The sequence below is a fragment of the Pseudomonas putida genome, assembly GCF_028682395.1.
Taxonomy (GTDB): domain Bacteria; phylum Pseudomonadota; class Gammaproteobacteria; order Pseudomonadales; family Pseudomonadaceae; genus Aquipseudomonas; species Aquipseudomonas putida_AB.
Genome location: NZ_JANHLC010000012.1, coordinates 69,037 through 86,722 on the forward strand (window position 1 = coordinate 69,037; position 17,686 = coordinate 86,722).

General features: G+C 62.9%; 13 protein-coding genes. 8 read left to right on the forward strand and 5 right to left on the reverse strand.

Annotation, left to right across the window (positions count from 1 at the left end):
• Nucleotides 1-359 precede the first annotated feature (359 nt).
• The 5 genes from tssA to NPS46_RS22770 form a co-directional block, all read right to left on the reverse strand.
• The gene (gene tssA, locus NPS46_RS22750) at nucleotides 360-1,448 is read right to left on the reverse strand and encodes a type VI secretion system protein TssA (RefSeq protein WP_274111230.1); all 1,089 of its coding nucleotides are present in this window, start codon (nucleotides 1,446-1,448) and stop codon (nucleotides 360-362) included.
• The gene (locus NPS46_RS22755) at nucleotides 1,445-5,242 is read right to left on the reverse strand and encodes a type VI secretion system protein (RefSeq protein ID WP_274111232.1); all 3,798 of its coding nucleotides are present in this window, start codon (nucleotides 5,240-5,242) and stop codon (nucleotides 1,445-1,447) included. The genes tssA and NPS46_RS22755 overlap by 4 nt, the downstream gene beginning before the upstream one ends.
• Nucleotides 5,242-6,009, reverse strand: a complete 768-nt coding sequence (locus tag NPS46_RS22760) for a DotU family type IV/VI secretion system protein (protein WP_274111234.1) — start codon at nucleotides 6,007-6,009, stop codon at nucleotides 5,242-5,244. Before NPS46_RS22760 ends, NPS46_RS22755 begins: the two co-directional genes overlap by 1 nt.
• Before the next feature lie 24 nt (nucleotides 6,010-6,033).
• The gene (gene tssK, locus NPS46_RS22765; protein WP_274111236.1) at nucleotides 6,034-7,368 is read right to left on the reverse strand and encodes a type VI secretion system baseplate subunit TssK; all 1,335 of its coding nucleotides are present in this window, start codon (nucleotides 7,366-7,368) and stop codon (nucleotides 6,034-6,036) included.
• Nucleotides 7,369-7,432: 64 nt separating this feature from the next.
• A complete protein-coding gene (locus NPS46_RS22770; protein ID WP_274111238.1) occupies nucleotides 7,433-7,903 on the reverse strand; it encodes a type VI secretion protein in 471 nt (156 codons plus the stop codon).
• A gap of 182 nt (nucleotides 7,904-8,085) precedes the next feature.
• Here NPS46_RS22770 and tssB point away from each other — a divergent pair, with 182 nt between their 5' ends.
• The 8 genes from tssB (at nucleotide 8,086) to NPS46_RS22810 (ending at nucleotide 17,679) form a co-directional block, all read left to right on the forward strand.
• Nucleotides 8,086-8,682, forward strand: a complete 597-nt coding sequence (gene tssB, locus NPS46_RS22775; protein WP_274111240.1) for a type VI secretion system contractile sheath small subunit — start codon at nucleotides 8,086-8,088, stop codon at nucleotides 8,680-8,682.
• Between the two features lie 26 nt (nucleotides 8,683-8,708).
• On the forward strand, nucleotides 8,709-10,187 hold the full coding sequence (gene tssC, locus NPS46_RS22780; protein ID WP_274111242.1) for a type VI secretion system contractile sheath large subunit: 1,479 nt from the start codon (nucleotides 8,709-8,711) through the stop codon (nucleotides 10,185-10,187).
• Nucleotides 10,188-10,269: 82 nt separating this feature from the next.
• Nucleotides 10,270-10,767 carry an Hcp family type VI secretion system effector gene (locus NPS46_RS22785; RefSeq protein ID WP_274111244.1) on the forward strand — a complete coding sequence of 166 codons (498 nt, stop codon included), beginning with the start codon at nucleotides 10,270-10,272 and terminating at the stop codon, nucleotides 10,765-10,767.
• Nucleotides 10,768-10,794: 27 nt separating this feature from the next.
• Complete coding sequence (tssE, locus tag NPS46_RS22790) at nucleotides 10,795-11,205, forward strand: type VI secretion system baseplate subunit TssE (RefSeq protein ID WP_274111245.1); 411 nt, start codon at nucleotides 10,795-10,797, stop codon at nucleotides 11,203-11,205.
• Nucleotides 11,198-13,000, forward strand: coding sequence for a type VI secretion system baseplate subunit TssF (gene tssF, locus NPS46_RS22795; protein ID WP_274111246.1), 1,803 nt, complete (start codon nucleotides 11,198-11,200; stop codon nucleotides 12,998-13,000). The genes tssE and tssF overlap by 8 nt, the downstream gene beginning before the upstream one ends.
• Entirely contained in the window at nucleotides 12,964-13,989 is a 1,026-nt protein-coding gene (gene tssG / locus NPS46_RS22800; RefSeq protein ID WP_274111247.1) for a type VI secretion system baseplate subunit TssG, read from the forward strand. The genes tssF and tssG overlap by 37 nt, the downstream gene beginning before the upstream one ends.
• Before the next feature lie 2 nt (nucleotides 13,990-13,991).
• Nucleotides 13,992-16,538 (forward strand): type VI secretion system ATPase TssH, encoded by a 2,547-nt coding sequence (gene tssH / locus NPS46_RS22805; RefSeq protein ID WP_274111248.1) that lies wholly within the window; start codon nucleotides 13,992-13,994, stop codon nucleotides 16,536-16,538.
• Between the two features lie 46 nt (nucleotides 16,539-16,584).
• The gene (locus NPS46_RS22810) at nucleotides 16,585-17,679 is read left to right on the forward strand and encodes a hypothetical protein (protein ID WP_274111250.1); all 1,095 of its coding nucleotides are present in this window, start codon (nucleotides 16,585-16,587) and stop codon (nucleotides 17,677-17,679) included.
• Nucleotides 17,680-17,686 lie beyond the last annotated feature (7 nt).

The following is a 17,686-nucleotide window of genomic DNA, read 5'->3' on the forward strand; positions in this document are numbered from 1 at the left end:
GATGTTGTTTTAAATAATGTTTAGCTGGATTAAAGCTTAAGTTCTTAAAAGGTAAAGGGCGTTGGCTTATTTAATTGCGAAGGTCAGCTTTGCTTGAGGCTGGCCGGCACTTCGTTGCAGCAAAGGTAGTTCTTGAGCTGTTAAATGAATAGTGGCTAAAGGTTAAGATTCTGTCGTTTATTAAGGCTGTACAGCGTTTATTCAGCTAGCGAGGCTTTAATCATCAAGATAGGTTTGTCATGTGTATGGAAGAGTCTGAAAAGTGCTGGGCCTGCAACTGTCGGGGTGTACTTTTTATACACTTTTATTTAGTGCCTCTCTGCGATGCGGTCGCAAGCCTCCGGTGCAGCGCCCCGGGATTAAGGCAGCACGCCCAGCACGGTCCAGATCTTGCGGGTATCGGTGTCGGCGGCGATCAATTCGCCCAGCAGTTCGCGCAAGGGTTTATTACCCCAATCGATGGCCCGGTTGATCAGATACGGCACGGGGCTGTGGGGTTCGACCCGAGCCAGGTAGTCGGAGATCATCTGCAACTGGCGATAGGCCTCGTCCCGTGAGGCAGGTTGCCCCAGTGCCGGGGCAGGAACCGGTGTTGCGCTGGTGGCGACAGGCGGGCTGGGTGGTTCGACGACCACTTCAACGGGCGTTGGATTGGGGTGCATGGCCAGTAGCTCCTGCAAGGCTTGGAAGTGGGAGTCGAACAGCTTGCGCAGAGGCGCAAAGGAGGGGGCCTGTTCCTGCAGGTGTCCATCGCACCACTGGTCCAGGCGTGCCAGTGGCTCGCAGCACTGTTGCAACAGGGCCACGCGCTCGCGCAGTGCCTGGGCTGGCGTCTTGCCCAGCGCATCGCGCAACTGGCGCAACAGGGTGTCGGCCGCCTGGGCGCTGGCCTGGGCCCGACGCTCATCGCTTTTGCTGCGGGCCTGCTGTTGCAGGGTTCGCCATTGATCCAGGGTAAAACTCTCGAAGCCACGCACGTGGCTGCCCAGCAAGGGCAGGTTGAGGTTCATCAACTCGGCGTAACGGTGGATCAGGCTGTTCAGGGGCGAGACCAGCCAGCTTTCGCCAGGCCCATCGGTCCGTGGGTGAAGCGTACGGCCATAGCGTTCGCACAGGCCATCGAGCAGCTCCAGTGCCACGCACAGGCCGGCGGCCTGGTAACGCTGGATCCAGGCTTCGCCCAACCAACTGGCGACCAGCAGGTCCTTGGCCTGTTCGCTGAGCAGGCGACAGGCCAGTTCTTGGGCCGCCAGCCAGTCAGCGGTTTTCAGATCGTGCTCCCAGACCCCGGTGGGCAGGCTCGCATCGTCTTCGCGCCGGGCCTCGCGCAGTAGCGCAAAGTCGCGCGTACCCCGCAGGCTGTGGCCACTCGGTTCAGCGTCGGTGATAGGCGCCCACAGGGCGGGCAAACGTTCGCGCAGGGTGTGTAGGGAGGCCTGCTCGTTCATGGCATGACCTCGATGCCCGCCAGCGGCGTCGGGGCCAGCGAACCAAAGGGGGATGCCGGGGCACTGACGGGCAGTGGCGTCAGTGCCAGGGCCTGTTTACCGCCAATGGCCTTGAGCGAGAGGCGCATAAACATCAGCGCCCGCGCGTCATGGTTGGCCTGGGTGCGTACGGGCAGCTGCAACGCCAATGGCCGGTCGACACTGTCGGCCGCCGGGAAACGCTCCACGGCCTGGTTGGCACGGATAAAGCGCAGCAGGGCCCACGGACCGTCATAGGACCATTCGGCCTGCAGGTCGGCGACCGACAGGGCGGCCTGGTGCGCGTCCGGGATCGGCCGTTGCGGGCTGCCGATGGCCCAGCGCAGGCCCAGTTGCACCGGTTCGCCGACGCTCCAGCGGGCCTGGCTGGCCTGCTCGGCCGGATAGTTGGCCAACCGGCCGCCGGCGTTGAAGTTCCAGTCGATCACCTGGTCGGCGCCCCGTTCGTCGTCGCGGTCAGTGCGCCAGCGGATCTCCAGATCAACGCCGCGCAGGCCTTCCTTGTCACGCAGCAACATGGGCCCGAGCCACAGGCGCGCGCTGCTCAATTGATCGAGAAATGCCCGGGCGACCGGCGAGTCGGGCCCGTAGGGGTTGTTCAGGCCGGTCATCGCAATGGGCAGTTGGGTATCGATCAACTCCAGGAACTCGCGAACCCGGTCCGGGTTGGCATCGCTGACGCCACCGTCGTAGGCAAAGGGAAAACGCCCGGCGAGGAACTGGTTGAAGTAGCCGCTCAGTTGCTGCCAGGCCTGGGCCGCATGCCCGACCTGCAGGCTGGCGCAGCGCTGCAGCGCCTGCTCGCGATAGGTGCGGGTGAGTGCCGCCAGTTCGCCATGCCCCTGGTGCAGCGTAACGGCCGCCAGCAGCGTAGCGCAGTTGCCGGTATCCATCTGGTTGAAATCGCGGTTGACCAGTTGCTCGAAGAGCATGGGCGAACTGACGGGGTTCTGCTCGCTGTACTTGCGCATTTCCACGGCCATGTCGAGAAAGGTATCCAGGGTTGCCTGATCGCTGGGCCGTAGCCGCTCGCGCTCGGCGTTGAGCCAGTCGAGGGCGCCCCGGTTATTGCTCAACTGGTCGCCGATCAATTTGAACTGCTGGGCGAAGGTCTGTTTCAGGCCGGGCTGGTCCGCCACTTGGTAGTGGTTCAGCGTCAGGTTGTGGTTGCCGTTCCAGGCGGCAAAGTCGAGGGGATGGCTGAATATGGGCAGGGCGTTGATCTGCTGGTCGGCGCGGTGAATATCGTTCAGTGCGCGGCTGTCGAGCTCGCGGCGCAGGGCATCGGCATGCCCGGTATCGGCAAAGGCGGTGAAGACATGCAGCACTTCCAGGGCCTTGACCGGCGACAGCTCGAATTCGCGGTGATCCCCTAGGGGGCTCGATTGCAACGGGTTTGGCGGGCTTTCATTGAGGCGCTGCCACATGGCCGTGGCCGTAGCGGCCTGGGCCGCACCGATCACGGCCTTGCGGTAGATTGGCGGCAACTCGGCCACATCCTGTTGCAGGTATGTCTGGTAGCTGGCATGGAACCGCAGGGCCTCTTCGAGGGCCAGGCTGTCGAGATTGCGCAGGCTCGGCCGGGCGCCCACGGCCCCGCCCTGGCTCAGTGCGGCCTGGCTGAAGTCCTGGCGCAGCAGGGCTTCGACGCTCTGGTCGAGCTTGTCGACATGGCTCTGCAGCTCCAGGCTGCCGCCTTTCTGCTGGCGTAGCAGGCCCTGCTGGTTGTTGCCTTGCTCCAGCCAACGATCATGGAAGGTCCGTCGCAGGCTATCGGCATAATTCTCCACTTGCAGCACGGCCTTCGGGCCAATCAGCGAGCTTTGCCGGCTGCGCTCCAGCAACGCCTGGTAGCCGGGCGCCAGCTCGCTGCTGGAGCCCTGGCTCCAGACGACATTGCTCAGGCCGATCAGTTGGCGCAGGTGGTCGATCTGCTCGCCGAGCACTTCCAGTTCACCCAGGCTGTTGCGCTGACCACTTTGCAGGCTGCGCAGGTGTTCCGTGAGCGCGTTGGCGGTGCTGGTGAAACTCTCGCCGCCGAACAGTTTGTCGAGCCAGGCGCGCATGCTCGCCTGGTAGCTGTCCGAAACCCGGCTGCTGAATTGGTTGACCTGGGCCCCGTTCGCCAAGGGCAGCGGTAGGCGCGTCAGGGTGCGGTTGTAGTAAGGGTCGAAGAACAGGGTCTGTCCCTGCAGGCTCAGGCCGAACAGATCGTTGGCCACGACACTGATGTCATCCAGAGGACGCAGGTCGCCTTCCACGGCCTGGATAAAGCGTTTGTACTGGCTCTCCAGGCTCAGGCTGCGCTGGACCAGCAGCGAGGCGCGCTGGTAGTCGGTTTCCCGGGTGCCATCGGAGCGGGTGTCGCTCAGGCTTTCGAGGTCGCGCATGATCTTGTCTTGCACCGGCTCGAACAGCTGGCGCAGGGCCCGCTCGCGCAACAGCTGACTCAACTGACGTTCGAAGGGGGACGCCCAGGAGCCAGGCAGGGCCACCGCGCTGTAATCCCAGCGGGGGGCTTGGCCCAGCAGGTTCCAGAAGCTGCTGATGCGCTTGCGGGCACTGTCGTCGGCGCCGCTGCTGAATACCAGGTTCTGGTCGTTGTGCAGCAGGGTTGCAAGGCGGCTGGCGTCTTCGCTGCGCTGGTTCCAGGCCCAGAGCATGGCGCAGAACCAGATAACCCCGAGGCCGCCGGCGCTAAATGCGAGTATCCGGTGGCGGCGTTCGCGCAGGTCCAGAATGCGCCCAATCGGCTGGGCTAGGCCCTGTTCGGCGACGATACGCTGGCGCCACAGGCGTTGGGCAAACAACGGCACGGCCGGTTCGGCCGGCACATCGTCGGCGAAAGGGTCCAGGTTGGCGTCGGCCGGGTCGGGGCTGGGCGCGGCGCAAAAGTACAACCCGCGCAGGCGCGGGGCCTCACCCAAGGCGTTGCCCTGGAACACCGGATCGCACAATGACTGCAAAGGATCGCGCAGGGCCAGCAGGTGCTCGGGCAGTCGGTACAGGTCGGGGTCGATATGGCCCTTGAGTGTGGCCAACTCGACCAGGCTTTCGCACAGGGCGGCATTGAGCAGAGCCAGTGCCTGGTCGATCCAGTCAGCCTGCCAGGGCGTATTGACCGGATAGCCCGACGACCAGCCCAGCGGCATATCCCGACTATCGCCCGGTAACTGCTCGATCAGTTGGCTCACCCCGGGCTGCTGCTCGATCCCTCCGATCAGCAGGTAGACGGGCAGGCTTAGCCCCAGGCGCTGTTGCAGATCCATGAATTTGCGCCGCGCGGCGAGACCAGCGCTGGCGGCCGTGGCGGGCTGCAGCAAAGGTTCGAGGGCGCAGAGCCAGAGCACCGCATCGAGGGGGCGATGGGGGCGGGCATGGAGCAACAGGCCGAGCAACTGGCGCCAGAGCTTGAGCTGCACGCTGGCGTTCTCGCCATGGCTGAACAAGGCCTGGGGGACCACCAGCACTGCGCCGTCGGGGCCATGCCACCAGCGGCCGAACCAGGCCGGTTTCGGCGCCGGCACCAGGCCCCAACTGGTGAGCAGGGGCTCGGCGTACTCGTCATCGCCAAGCATCAGCAGCCAGGGTGTTTCATAACGATCACGTACGCCCAGCGCCTGCTCCCACTCGCGCAGCGCGGCAAAGAAACTGCGGCTGGCGCCATTGAGATGCAGCCATGAGAAGTGCCAGAGCACGGCGAGAACCACCACCAGCAACAGCAGAACGATCAGTAGGGTGCTTGCGTAAGCCATCACAGCGCACGCTCCGCCAGGGGGTGGCTGAGGCTCTGCTCGATGGCCGGCTCCAGGCGCTGGGTGATGTTCCACCAGAACAATTGGCTGACCCCGAGCAATAACAAGAGCCCCAGGCCGATTGCCATGCCCAGGCGCAGGCTATCGGGCAGGCTGCGCCGGGTCCGCAGTTGCCTGGGTTCGACTTGGGTCGGACGCTCCAGTTGGAGCAGCCACTGGCTGTCGGTGGCCGGACGCTGGCGGGTGAAGGCGAACAGGGCGCGCCGCCATTTTTCATGAATCGCCTTGCCGTTGGCGATGCGCAGACGCCCCTCGAACCCGAGCACCAGGCACAGCAGGTAGACATTGGCCAGGTCGCGGGTGGCCGGATCACGCGTCATTAGCAGGCGGCCAATGGCGACGGGCAGGCGGTCGCCGGCCGAGCTGCTGCCGAACAACCGTGCTTCCAGCGGCCGTTCCAGCCACAGCGCCTGGCCTGGCCAGTCGTTGAACAGCAGATGCTCGTCGACCAGGGCGACAAAGGCGTACAGGGTGGCCTTGGCCTGATGCCCGTTGGCTTCACCGACGGCGGCAAACGCGCTGCGCCACAAGCGTCGGGCTATCGCGCCGGCCTGTTCGGCGCTTTGGGCCACCTGGACTTGCGGGTCCAGGGCGCTGGGCAATTCGTCGCGCCAGCGCAGCCATTGGTTCCAGGCCAGGGTGAAGGCCTGGCTCAGGGGCGCTGTGGCAAATGGGTTCAATTGTTGCGGCGTGTAGGTGTCAGCCATGGTCGGTCCGGTCCCTGGTCCTGCTTAGTCCTGTGTATTGGCGTCGAACAGCACAATCTCCATGGGTGCTGTCAGGGTGCTTTGCGTCATGGGGACGAAAAGAAACAAACGTTCCTTGGGCTTGAAGCGTTCGCCCTGAGCCCGAAGGCTGAACAGCCTGAAAGATTCCCCGACGCTATAGGCCACCTGTTCACTGCGCTCCAGAGCCTTGACCTCAAAGCCCTGGGAGCGTTGGCGAATCAGTGGGTCGACCTGGGATTCGGAGGTGATGACTGCATGCTTGAGCCACTCCAGCGCGGCCTGGGGGCCGACGCCAGCAGGCATGCGCACGCCGATGACCAATTGCTGCTTCTGGCTTTCGAAGTCGAGCAACTCAATGGAAAAACGCCGGTCCTGCAAGGTGAAGTCGCGGCGGCTGTAGCCGACGCGGATATTGCTCAACTTGGCAGTCAGCCAGGTGAGTACTGCCTGGAAACTCTCCAACAGGTTTTCATAGGCCAGCGGGGCGAAGGTCGGCATGCCCTGTTCCAGGTCCAGGCTGACCAGGGCTCCGGCCATGTTCATCAGTTGCAGGTAGAGATCGGCGGGGTGCACGACCCCGCAGTCCAGTGCGGCCTGGACGCCGGGCAGGCAGGTCCAGATGGCGCTCAACTGGCGGCGCAGTTCGGCGCTTTCCACTAGTTTTCCGTCGTCTTGCAGCCGGCGCAGACGGACCGTGAGAAAGTCGATCTTGTGCCGGGCGAGGGCGCAGAGCTTGTTGATTTCCAGGCTGATCGGCGAGTCGGGCGCGAGCCGTGGGCTGGGTGGCTGGTAGGGCAGGCAGGTAAATGACTGGCCTTTGCAGTCCAGGCGCAGCAACGGCAGGTAGAGGGAATCGCTCAGGCCGGCCCGGGTGACCAGGCGCAAGTGTGGCCGCAGCACCGTCAGCGGCTGGGGGAACTGACCACTTTCCAGGTCCGGCAGCGACTCGCTCTGCAGGCTGCGCAGGCGCTCGCCCCAGGGTACCAACTGGCGGGCCCGCCACTGGGGGGCGACGGCCAGGTAGATCATCAGCTCGCTGTGACCGAGACGATAGTGATCGTTGAGTTGCAGCTCCAGCAACGGGTCCTTGCCCCGCTCGCGATCAAGGTCGACGACCAGCCCGTCGGGCATCACCGCACGCAGTTCGCTCACCCGCACCAGGCCGCTGCCCAGACGTGTGTCGTCGATGACCAGGCGCTCGACCCCCCAGAACCACGGATGGGCCCCCAGTGCATGGCGTGCCGACAGGGCTTCTGCGCGCAGCGATTGCAGCTGGAAGTGTTGTGGTAGAAGGGCCATGCCCTCGTGCCAGCAGATCGCGTCCGGTATGCCTGACATGCGTTACTCCTTGACCATCCTGGTAAATCGCGTGGGTATTGTGTCCTTCACGCGGGTTGAGTCCTTATTGGCCCTGGGCATCGAGCAGGCGCATTTCCCGAGCGCCCAGACGAAGCCAGATACTGGGTTGGTGCTCGACCAGTAAGCGATGGGCGCCCGGGGTGTTATAGCTGGCAAACAGCAAAAGTCCACTGCCTGGCCGGCCTTTGAGGGGATTTTCCTTGAGTTCCAGAAACTGCCCGGGGACCACCTCCAGGTGCCACACCGAGAACATGTTCGGGTAGTCGCGCGCCAGTTGCGCCCGTTGTTCGAACCACTGGCTGGCGGGGGTGGCTTTGAGGCGCTCGAACAACTGGCTATCGCTGGCGACGACAAAGTCGATGGCGATCGGCGTGTCGTTATTGGCGCGCGGTTCGACATCGACGGTGACATGGTCCAGTGCGACCTTGGGCGCGAATAGGCTGCAACCGCTGATCTGAAAGGCCAGGAACAGGGCGGCTATCCAGCCGATTTTTCGGAACTTGTACGAATCCATGTAATCCCATTCTGATTTTTCTGTAAAAACTTACTTGCATTCTTATAGCCGTCTTCTAAGGTTTTGCCACAGCTCGTCATGCCGAATCTCGATTGTCTTGCCGCAGTGCCAGGCAATCGGGGTGCTGAAGACAGAAGTCAAACGGGACGCAACGCCCCGCATGAACCCGAAGGAGATGGGAAATGGCTGGTAACAACGAAAGTACTCAGCACCTGCTGGGGCGTAATCGTCCGCCGCGCGTACAAATCACCTACGACGTCGAGATCGGCAATGCCTTCGAGAAGAAGGAACTGCCGCTGGTGGTCGGCATTCTGGCGGATCTATCCGGGCCGGACTCGAAGGTGCAAGCGCCCGCGCTCGGCGCGCGTCCGTTTATCAATATCGATGTCGATAACTTCGATTCGGTCCTGGGCAATATCAAGCCGGGAGTGTCCTTTACCGTGCCGAGCAAGCTCGGTGATCCGAATGCGGCGGATGCCGCGGACGCCAAGCTCAATGTCTTCCTGGAGTTCAGCAAGTTCGAGGAATTCAATCCGGCCAACATCATCGAGAAAGTCGATGGCCTCAGGGAAATGTTCCACAAACGCCAGAAGCTTCAGGACCTGCTGATCAAGCTCGACGGTGACGCGGCGCTGGACAAGGAACTGGTCAAGAGCCTGGCCAGCGAAGAGGCGATCAAGCAGTTCAAGGCCCTGCTCGATGAGCAGAGCGCGGCGGGCGGTGACACCGGGAAAAAACCGCTGAGCGACAAAGACCCGGCAGCCGATACCAACGCCTGATCCCACCCCTGCATGGAGCAACCCCCATGGCCAAGACCGATACCGAAAGCGGCACCACCCAGACCACCGAAACGGTGTCCCTGCTCGACACCATCGTTCAGCAGATGATCCAGGACGAAGGCCAGAAGCCTTATGCCCGGCAGATGCTCGAGGCATTGACCGAAGAGGTCAGCGATGTACAGCTCAAGGTCGACCAGGACCTGGTGAGTTTTATCAGCAAACGCATCAAGGAACTGGACGAAAAGATCAGCCAGCAGCTCAACCTGATCTTGCAGCACCCCAAGCTCAAGGAGCTCGAAGCGTCCTGGCGCGGCCTGCACCAGTTGGTGGTCAACACCGAAACCAGCACCACCCTGAAACTGCGTCTGCTCAATATCACGCGTGAAGAACTGCGCCTGGACCAGGAAAAGACCGCTGAGGCCTTCGACCAGAGCGCCCTGTTCAAGAAGGTCTACGAGGAGGAGTACGGCACCTACGGTGGCGACCCCTTCAGCCTGCTGATCGGTGACTTCAGCTTTGGCCGCAGCGTGCAGGACATTGCCCTGTTGACCAGTCTGTCGAAAGTCGCGGCAATGGCCCATGCGCCCTTTATCGCCGCCGCCGACCCCAAGCTGTTCGACCTCAAGGCCTTTACCGACCTCGCGGTGCCCCGGGACCTGGCCAAGGTCTTCGAAAGCCTGGAACTCGATGGCTGGCGCCAGTTCCGCGCCTCGGAAGACTCACGCTATGTCTCGCTGGTCCTGCCGCGCTACCTGATGCGCCTGCCTTATGGGCCGCTGACCGTACCGGTCAAGGGCCTGAACTTCACTGAGGAGGTCAACGGTCAGGAGCACGACAAATACCTCTGGGGCAATCCGGCCTGGCTGCTGGCCCAGCGCATTACCTCGGCCTTTGCCAAGCATCGCTGGTGCGCCGCGATCCGTGGCGTCGAGGGCGGCGGGGCGGTGAGCAACCTGCCGTTCCACACCTTCGATACGCCCGCCGGTGACAAGTCCCTCAAGTGCCCGACCGAAGTGGCGATTACCGACCGCCGGGAAAAAGAACTCGACGACCTCGGCTTTATTGCCCTGTGCCATCGCAAGAACACCTCCCAGGCGGTGTTCTTCGGCGGCCAGACCACCAACAAGCCGCGGACCTACAATACGTACGAGGCCAATGCCAATGCGCGGATCTCCGGGATGCTGCCGTATGTGCTGGCAGCCTCGCGCTTTGCCCATTACCTCAAGGTCATCCTGCGCGACAAGGTAGGCAGCTTTGCCAGCCGTGACAGCGTGCAGACCTACCTCAACAACTGGATCGCCGACTACGTGCTGATCAATGACAACGCCCCCCAGGAAATCAAGGCGCAGTACCCGTTGCGCGAAGCCCGGATCGATGTCAGCGAAGTGCCGGGGCGTCCGGGCAGCTATCGGGCCACGGTGTTCCTGCGCCCGCACTTCCAGCTTGAAGAACTGACGGCCTCGATCCGTCTGGTGGCGAGCCTGCCAAGCCCGGCAGCGGCCTGACAGGCGCTAGCAGTTGCGTTGACCCCGCCGCGGTGCGGCGGGGTTTCTTTCTATTCAATGGCAGTACACGGAGCTAAACGCGATGGATGCGATCATTCTCGACCTGGGCGGCGATATCAAAGGCGACTCGATGTTGGAGGGTTTCAAGGACAAGATCGAAGTCATGTCCTATAGCCATAACGTCGCCATGCAGGTCACCAACGACGTCAGCAACTCGGAGCGGACTTCCGGTAAACCCCATATCGGCGAGTTCACCCTGACCAAGTTCATCGACACCTCCACCCCGTCGCTGAACGAATACTGCTGCGCCGGCAAGCCGATTCCCGAAGCCAAGATCACCATTGGACGCAACGCCTCGGAAACCAGCGGCCAGTTGATGCCCTTTATCGTCTACACCCTGACCAATGTCGTGCTGTCCAACGTCAGCGTCAGCGGTGGCACGGGCGGCAAGCCGGTCGAGACCCTCTCGCTGAACTTCACCAAGATCAAGTGGGAACTGACCGCCCAAAAAGACGACGGCACCAAGGAAGGCACCGCAGCGGCCACCTGGGATCTGGCGGCTAACAAACTGGTCAAGTAATCCCGGGGCTGCACAGGAAGTCTGCCCATGGGCATTGCACTGTTCGATCGCCTGGCCGCCGGGCCGGGCGAGGCGTATGCGGCGAGCGACAGCGCGGTCGCCGAGTCGATTCGCCTGGAGCTTGAGCGCCTGCTCAATACCCGCCGTACCACCCGTGAGCATCGGATGCCGGCGAGCATCATCGACTACGGCATCGACGACTGGAGCAACTTCTACGCGGACCGCGAGGCGGATCGGCGTGCGCTGCTGCGCGACGTCCGCCAGACCATCGAGCGTTTCGAGCCCCGTTTGCGCCTCAGTGCCCTGGATGTCGAAGCCGTGCCGGGGCAGCGGCGCAAGCTTATCCTGCGCATTGCCGGACACCTGCGCGGCAGTGAGGCGCTGCTGGAACTGGTCATGAGCTTTGGCGACAGCAGTTTCGAGGTGCGCTATGAATGACTCGATCGATGCGCAACTGCTCGACTATTACCAGCGCGAGCTGACCTGGTTGCATCGTACCGGGGCCACTTTCGCCCAGAACCATCAAGCGGTGGCCGCCAATCTGCGCTTGTCGGCCCAGGGCTCGCAGGATCCCCATGTCGAGCGCCTGCTCGAAGGTTTTGCCTTGCTGGCGGCCCGTTTGCAGCGCCGGCTGGACGATGATTACGCCGAATTCAGTGATGCCCTGCTGGAACAGATCTATCCCCTGGCGCTGCGCCCGATGCCCTCGTGCGCCATCGTCGCGTTCTCCCCTGATCCGCTCAAAGGCCAGTTGAACAATGGCTATACGCTGCCTCGGGGCAGCCAGCTGTTTGCGCCGCCCCAGGCGCCGCGCAGCGACAGCATTTACTGGCGCACCAGCACCGATGTGCAGTTGTGGCCGTTGAGTGTGGCCGAGGTCAGCCTGCTCGATCGCACGCGCGCCAGTGACGTCACCGGGATACCCCAGGCGTTGAGTGCGTTGCGCCTGGAACTCAGTGGCTCGGACAAGGTGCCGTTGGGCACGCTGGGCATCACTCACCTGCGGATCCACCTGGCGGGTAATCCGCTCAATCGGGCGCAACTCTATGATTTGCTGTCGGCCCATAGCCTGGATGTGTGCTGCGGCGTGCCAGGGGAGCCGGCCTCGGTGCGGCTCAATGCCAAACCCCTGGCGGTGGGGTTTGCCGACAGTGAACAATTGCTGCCGGAAGAAGATGGCCTGCATCCCGGCCTGCGTCTGCTCGCCGAGTACTTTGCGTTTCCCGACAAATTTGCCTTCTTCGATCTGCCGGTACGGATCCCGCCGCTGGCCACCGACCGGCTGGTGATCCATGTGGCTTTTGACCGCGCGCCCGTGCACCGCATCAGCCTGCAACGCGAAGATATCGCCCTGGGTTGCACCCCGGTGATCAATCTGTTTGCCCGCACCGCCGAAACCCTGCGCCCGGATGGCAGCCGCAGTGAACATCGCCTGGTGGCCGACGCCCATCGTGAAGACAGCGTGGAAATCCACAGTATTACCAGCCTGCAAGCCAGCAGCGCCGATGCGCTGTTCCCAGTGGCGCGTTATTACGGTTGCCAGCATGGCCAGAGCGATGTGCGGTTGTTCTGGCATGCACGCCGCACTGCCGGCCTGAATCCGAACCGGCGTGGCACCGACCTGCTGCTCAGCCTGGTCGATCCCCAGTTCGAGCCCCTGAGCCAGTTGCCGGGCCTGAGCTTTACCGCCAAGGTGTTGTGCACCAATCGTCATCTGGCCGAGGAACTGGGGCCTAACAGCAAGCTGAAATTCGAACTCAGCGGGCCGGTGGCCGCCATCCGCTTGCTGAAAAGCCCGACCGCACAATCCTTGCCGCCCTTGGGCGGAGCTTCGCGCTGGCGACTGGTGGCGCAGCTCAACCTCAATCACTTGTCGCTGGTCGAGGGTGATGATGCTTTGGCCGCGCTCAAGGAAATGCTCAGCCTGCACAATCTGCGCAATGACAGCAGCATCGAGGCGATGATCAAGGGGATCGCGCGCATGGACACGGTGCGTGTGGTCGACCAGGTGGGCCGGGATGCCTGGCGGGGCTGGCGCAACGGCCTGGAAGTGCGGATTCAGCTCAATGACGAAGCCTTCGCCGGACAGAGCCGGATGTTGTTTGGTGCGGTACTGGCGAATTTTCTCGCGCTCTACGCCAACCTCAACTGCTTTGTCCGTACCTGCCTGATCCATAACGACGAGGAGGTCATGCGATGGCAGCCGGACAGCGACCCCGGCCTGGTTCTCTAGGCGAGCGCCTGCGCCAGGCGCCGCAATCCTTCGAGTTGCTTCAGGCCCTGCTGGTACTGGAGCAGGAGCGTCCCAGCAGCACCTCTCTGGCCTGCGGCAATGATCCGCGCCACGAAGTGGTCCGCCTGCGTGGGCCGCTGACGCCGGTGTTCGCCCCCAGTCAGATCAGCCGGATCAGTTACACCGAGGAGGAGGGCGGCCCGCCGCAATTGGTGCTGCATACACCGGTGTTCGGCCTGGGCGGCCCGGATGGACCGCTCCCTTATGCTTATCAAGAGTGGCTGCAACAACGTGCGCGGGACAAGGATGAAGCCACCGCCGAGTTTCTCGATCTGTTTCAACATCGCCTGCTCAGCCTGCTGTATCGGGTGCAGCGCAAGCATCGCCTGGCGCTGCCTTTTTGCGAGCCGACCCAAAGCCCGGTGTATCGCCAACTATTGGCGCTCAATGGGCTGACGCCTGCCAGGGAGCAAGCGCAGAGCCGCGCGGTGGTGGCCCGCACTGCGCTGTTTGCCAATCGCCGGCGTTCCCTGGCGGGCTTGCACAATCTGGTCAGCCAGCGTTTCGGGCTAAATACCCGCATCGAGGCTTTCCAGGGCGCCTGGCGCACGATTCCCGGTGCCAGCCAAAGTGTTCTGGGCCGGGGGCCGAGCCCGCCAAAGTTGGGGCGCGGGGCCCTGATCGGGCGTCACGTCTGGGATCAACATGCCGGGATTCGAATCACCCTGGGCCCGCTGGACAGCGATCAGGTTCGCGGTTTTTTGCCTGAAGGCGCCGATCATCGCGCATTGGGCCAGTTGGTGGCGTTTTATCTGGATGCGCAGCTGGCGTGCAGCCTGCGCCTGTTATTGAAAGAGACGGCGCCGCTACAGCTGCAGCGCCAGCCCGAGAGCGCCGTGCGCCTGGGCTGGGGCAGTTGGCTCAAACGCGTCAACGGGCTGTGCAATGCGCCCATCGAACTGCAACTGGACTTGCAACAGGAACCCTGACCATGGAACTGGCCGCGCTTATCTCACGCCTGAACGGTGCCTGCCACGGCGCCCTTGAACGGGCTGCCCAGCGCTGTCACGGGCGCAACCAGCATTTTGTCGAGATCGAGCACCTGCTCCTGGAACTGCTCGATGTTGACGCTGGCGACCTGTCGCTGCTGTTGCCGCAACTGGGGCTCGATCGCGATGCCCTGGCCGCGGAGATCAACCGTAGCCTGGAGCGCTTCAAGACCGGTAATACGCGCTATCCGGTGCTGTCTGCGCAAACCGTGGCACTGATCGAGGATGCCGTGGTGCAGGGCAGTGTGCTGGGCATCCACGGTGTGCGTTCGGGGTTGCTGCTCCTGGCCCTGCTGGACCGGGAGGAACGTCGTCAGTTGCTCCAGGTAAGCGCACCCTCGCTGCTGGGGATCTCGCGCGAGACCTTGCGCGAGCATCTGCTGGAATGGACGGCCGGCTCCGTCGAATCGAGCCTGCCGGTGCAAAAGCCGGCCCGCGCCGGGGCACCGCCGACGGCGCGCGATTCGCTGCTGGAGCAGTACACCCAGGACCTGACCCAGGAAGCACGCGAGGGCCGGATTGACCCGATTGTCGGGCGTGACAGCGAGATCCGGCAGTGCATCGATATCCTCCTGCGGCGGCGCCAGAACAACCCGATCCTGGTGGGGGCGCCAGGGGTGGGCAAGACCGCCGTGGTCGAGGGCCTGGCCCGGCGGATCGCCGAAGGCAGCGTGCCGCCGCCGTTGCAGGACGTCAGTGTGCGGGTGCTCGACCTGGGGCTGCTGCAGGCCGGGGCCGGGGTCAAGGGCGAGTTCGAACAGCGTCTCAAGGGGGTGATCGAGGGCGTGCGCAGCGCCAGTCCCAAGGTCATTCTGTTTATCGACGAAGCTCATACCATGATCGGTGCCGGCGCCGCAGAGGGACAGAGCGATGCGGCCAACCTGCTTAAACCCGCCCTGGCTCGGGGCGAGTTGCGCACCCTCGCGGCCACCACCTGGCTGGAATACAAGAAGTACTTCGAAAAGGACCCGGCCCTGGCCCGGCGTTTTCAACTGGTCCAGGTCGAAGAGCCGGACGAGGCCACCGCCGTCGGCATGCTGCGCGGCATCGCCGGCAAGCTGGAGCACCACCACGGCGTCAAGGTGCTGGACGCGGCGATCCACGATGCGGTGAAGCTCAGCCAGCGCTATATCTCCGGTCGGCAGTTGCCGGACAAGGCCATCAGTGTGCTCGATACCGCGTGCGCGCGGGTTGCGCTGGCCCAGCATGATGTGCCGCCGCAACTGGAAACCCTGCGCCATCGCCAGATGGCCCTGGCCGATGAGTTGCAGCGCCTGCGCCGTGAGCAGGCCACGGGGCATGACCATGCCCGGCGCATTGGCGCGCTGGAGATCGAAGACGGCGACGGCCGTGTGGCCATGCGCGAGCTGGAACAACGCTGGAACGAAGAGCGGGTGGCGGTGGTCGAGTTGCTGGAAACGCGGGTGCGCCTGCTCGAACTGAGCGAGCAACTCAACCCCGACAGCGCGGATGCCGACCTCGACAGCCGTATCGATCAGCTTTCAGCCGAACTGGCGCGCCTGGAAAGTGGCCTGGAAGTGATTCGCCAGGATGACCCGTTGGTGCCCGAGCAGGTGGACTCCAAGATCGTCGCGGCGGTGATCGCCGGCTGGACCGGGATTCCGCTGGGCAAGATGCTGGCCGACGAAGCCTATGCCCTGCGCACCCTGGACCAGCGGCTGGCACAACGGGTGATGGGCCAGACCGCCGCGCTTGGGGTGATTGCCCAACGTATCCAGGCTTATCGTGCCGGGTTGACCGACCCGCAGAAGCCAGTCGGGGTGTTCCTGTTGCTGGGCCCGACCGGGGTCGGCAAGACCGAGACCGCCTACGCCCTGGCCGACGCGCTGTATGGCGGCGAGCGCAACCTGATCAGTATCAATCTTTCCGAATACCAGGAAGCCCATACCGTCAGCCAGCTCAAGGGCGCGCCGCCGGGTTATGTCGGCTACGGCAGCGGCGGCGTGCTCACTGAAGCGGTACGGCGCAAGCCCTATAGCGTGGTGCTGCTCGATGAAATCGAAAAAGCCCACCCGGACGTGCTCGAAGCCTTTTACAACGTGTTCGACAAAGGCCTGATGGAGGATGGCAGCGGGCTGGTGGTGGACTTCAAAAACACGGTGATGCTCGCCACCAGTAATGTCGGGGCTGAGCTGATTCTCGACACACCTCTGGCCCAGCAACAGGGCGAACCGTTCAATGAGCGCCTGCGCAAGGTGCTGGCCGCCGAGTTCCGTCCAGCCTTTCTGGCCCGCATGACCGTGGTGCCATATCGGGCCCTGGCGGATGAAACCCTCGAAGCGATTGTCCTGAGCAAGCTGGAAAAGCTGCGCGAGCGCTACCTGGCAGCGACCGGCAAGCGTTTCGACTACGACGATGGGATTGTCCAGGCCGTGCTCGCCCAATGCAGTGCGGCAGGCGCGCGGGATATCGAAAATGTGCTGATGGCGCAGGTGGCCGGGAAGCTGGCGCAGTGGGTGCTGGAGTGAGTCGATAAAGCACTACGGATCCAATTAGAGGAAGGAGTCTCTCAAAATGTTACTGAGTGTGCTGATAGGGAAAGTACGCGCTAAAACCCTCACCTGCGGTGATGTGGTCAGTGAGTTGATGCGTCAACCGACCCAGGCGATAGGTCGAAAAATCGAGTCCCATGTGCATATGCATGCGATGGAAGGCTTCAAGTTGTCCCAGACCAAGTTCTCGGGGACTGCCGACCAGTTGCTCGCTAAAAAGGGGCAATGGGAGCAACCCACCCACCTATTTCCGTCCAACCCTGTTAACGATGTGGGCCGGCGAGTGTTTACCGGCGTGCCGCCGACGCCACATCTATCCAATGATGTACTGCAAGACGGTGATCGCCTGCCGCTGCTGAATGATTTCGCCTATCGCACCGGGCTTGGCGAGTTGCCGTTGATTGAGACTTCAACCAGTACGGTTCGTAAGCGCGTAAAAGGCGGGCCGCCTCTCCCGGAGACCTACGAGACCATTACGCAAAGCGCCGCTGGATATCAGGCTACAAAAGGCGGCATCACTAAAACACTGATAGTGGGCATCGGGCCTGACGAGTATTTCTGTGTCCCGGGAAAACCAACCGAGTTGGGCATCAGGGTCGACAAAACCATTGTTGCGGCGCGGGTTGCCAAGTCACCGGTACATACGATGTTTCCCGACTCTGAGTCACTGGTATTGCATCTGACTGCTGCATTAGGATCCGATGCCGGGCTGGTAGTGCTGGAGGCACTAGAGGCGCTGGGTACCGGTGCGGTCGACACAGTGGGATTGTTTTCCAAGACGGCGGTCAGATCGGTGACAGATTATGATCCCAAGATCCCGAATGTGATGCTGGAGCGCTCCGTTGAGGTTGATCAAACCCAGCCACGTCTCGTTACGGGGTTCTATCCGATGACGGGCAATGTCAATGTCAGCGCCTGCGCCATTGATCATGTGGTCGTGGTAATGGGGTACAGCGCGTGCGGGAGATTGACCTTGAAAACCTGCTATCCGAGCAAGGAGACGACGCTGGATAGCATTGGCAAAGACTCTGCCCCCCTCGAAGATTTGGCCGAGACCGTTTACAGCAAGACCTTTGTAAAGGTCATCCAAGCCAGCGCCGTTACCCTTAAGTGGTAGTGCGTTG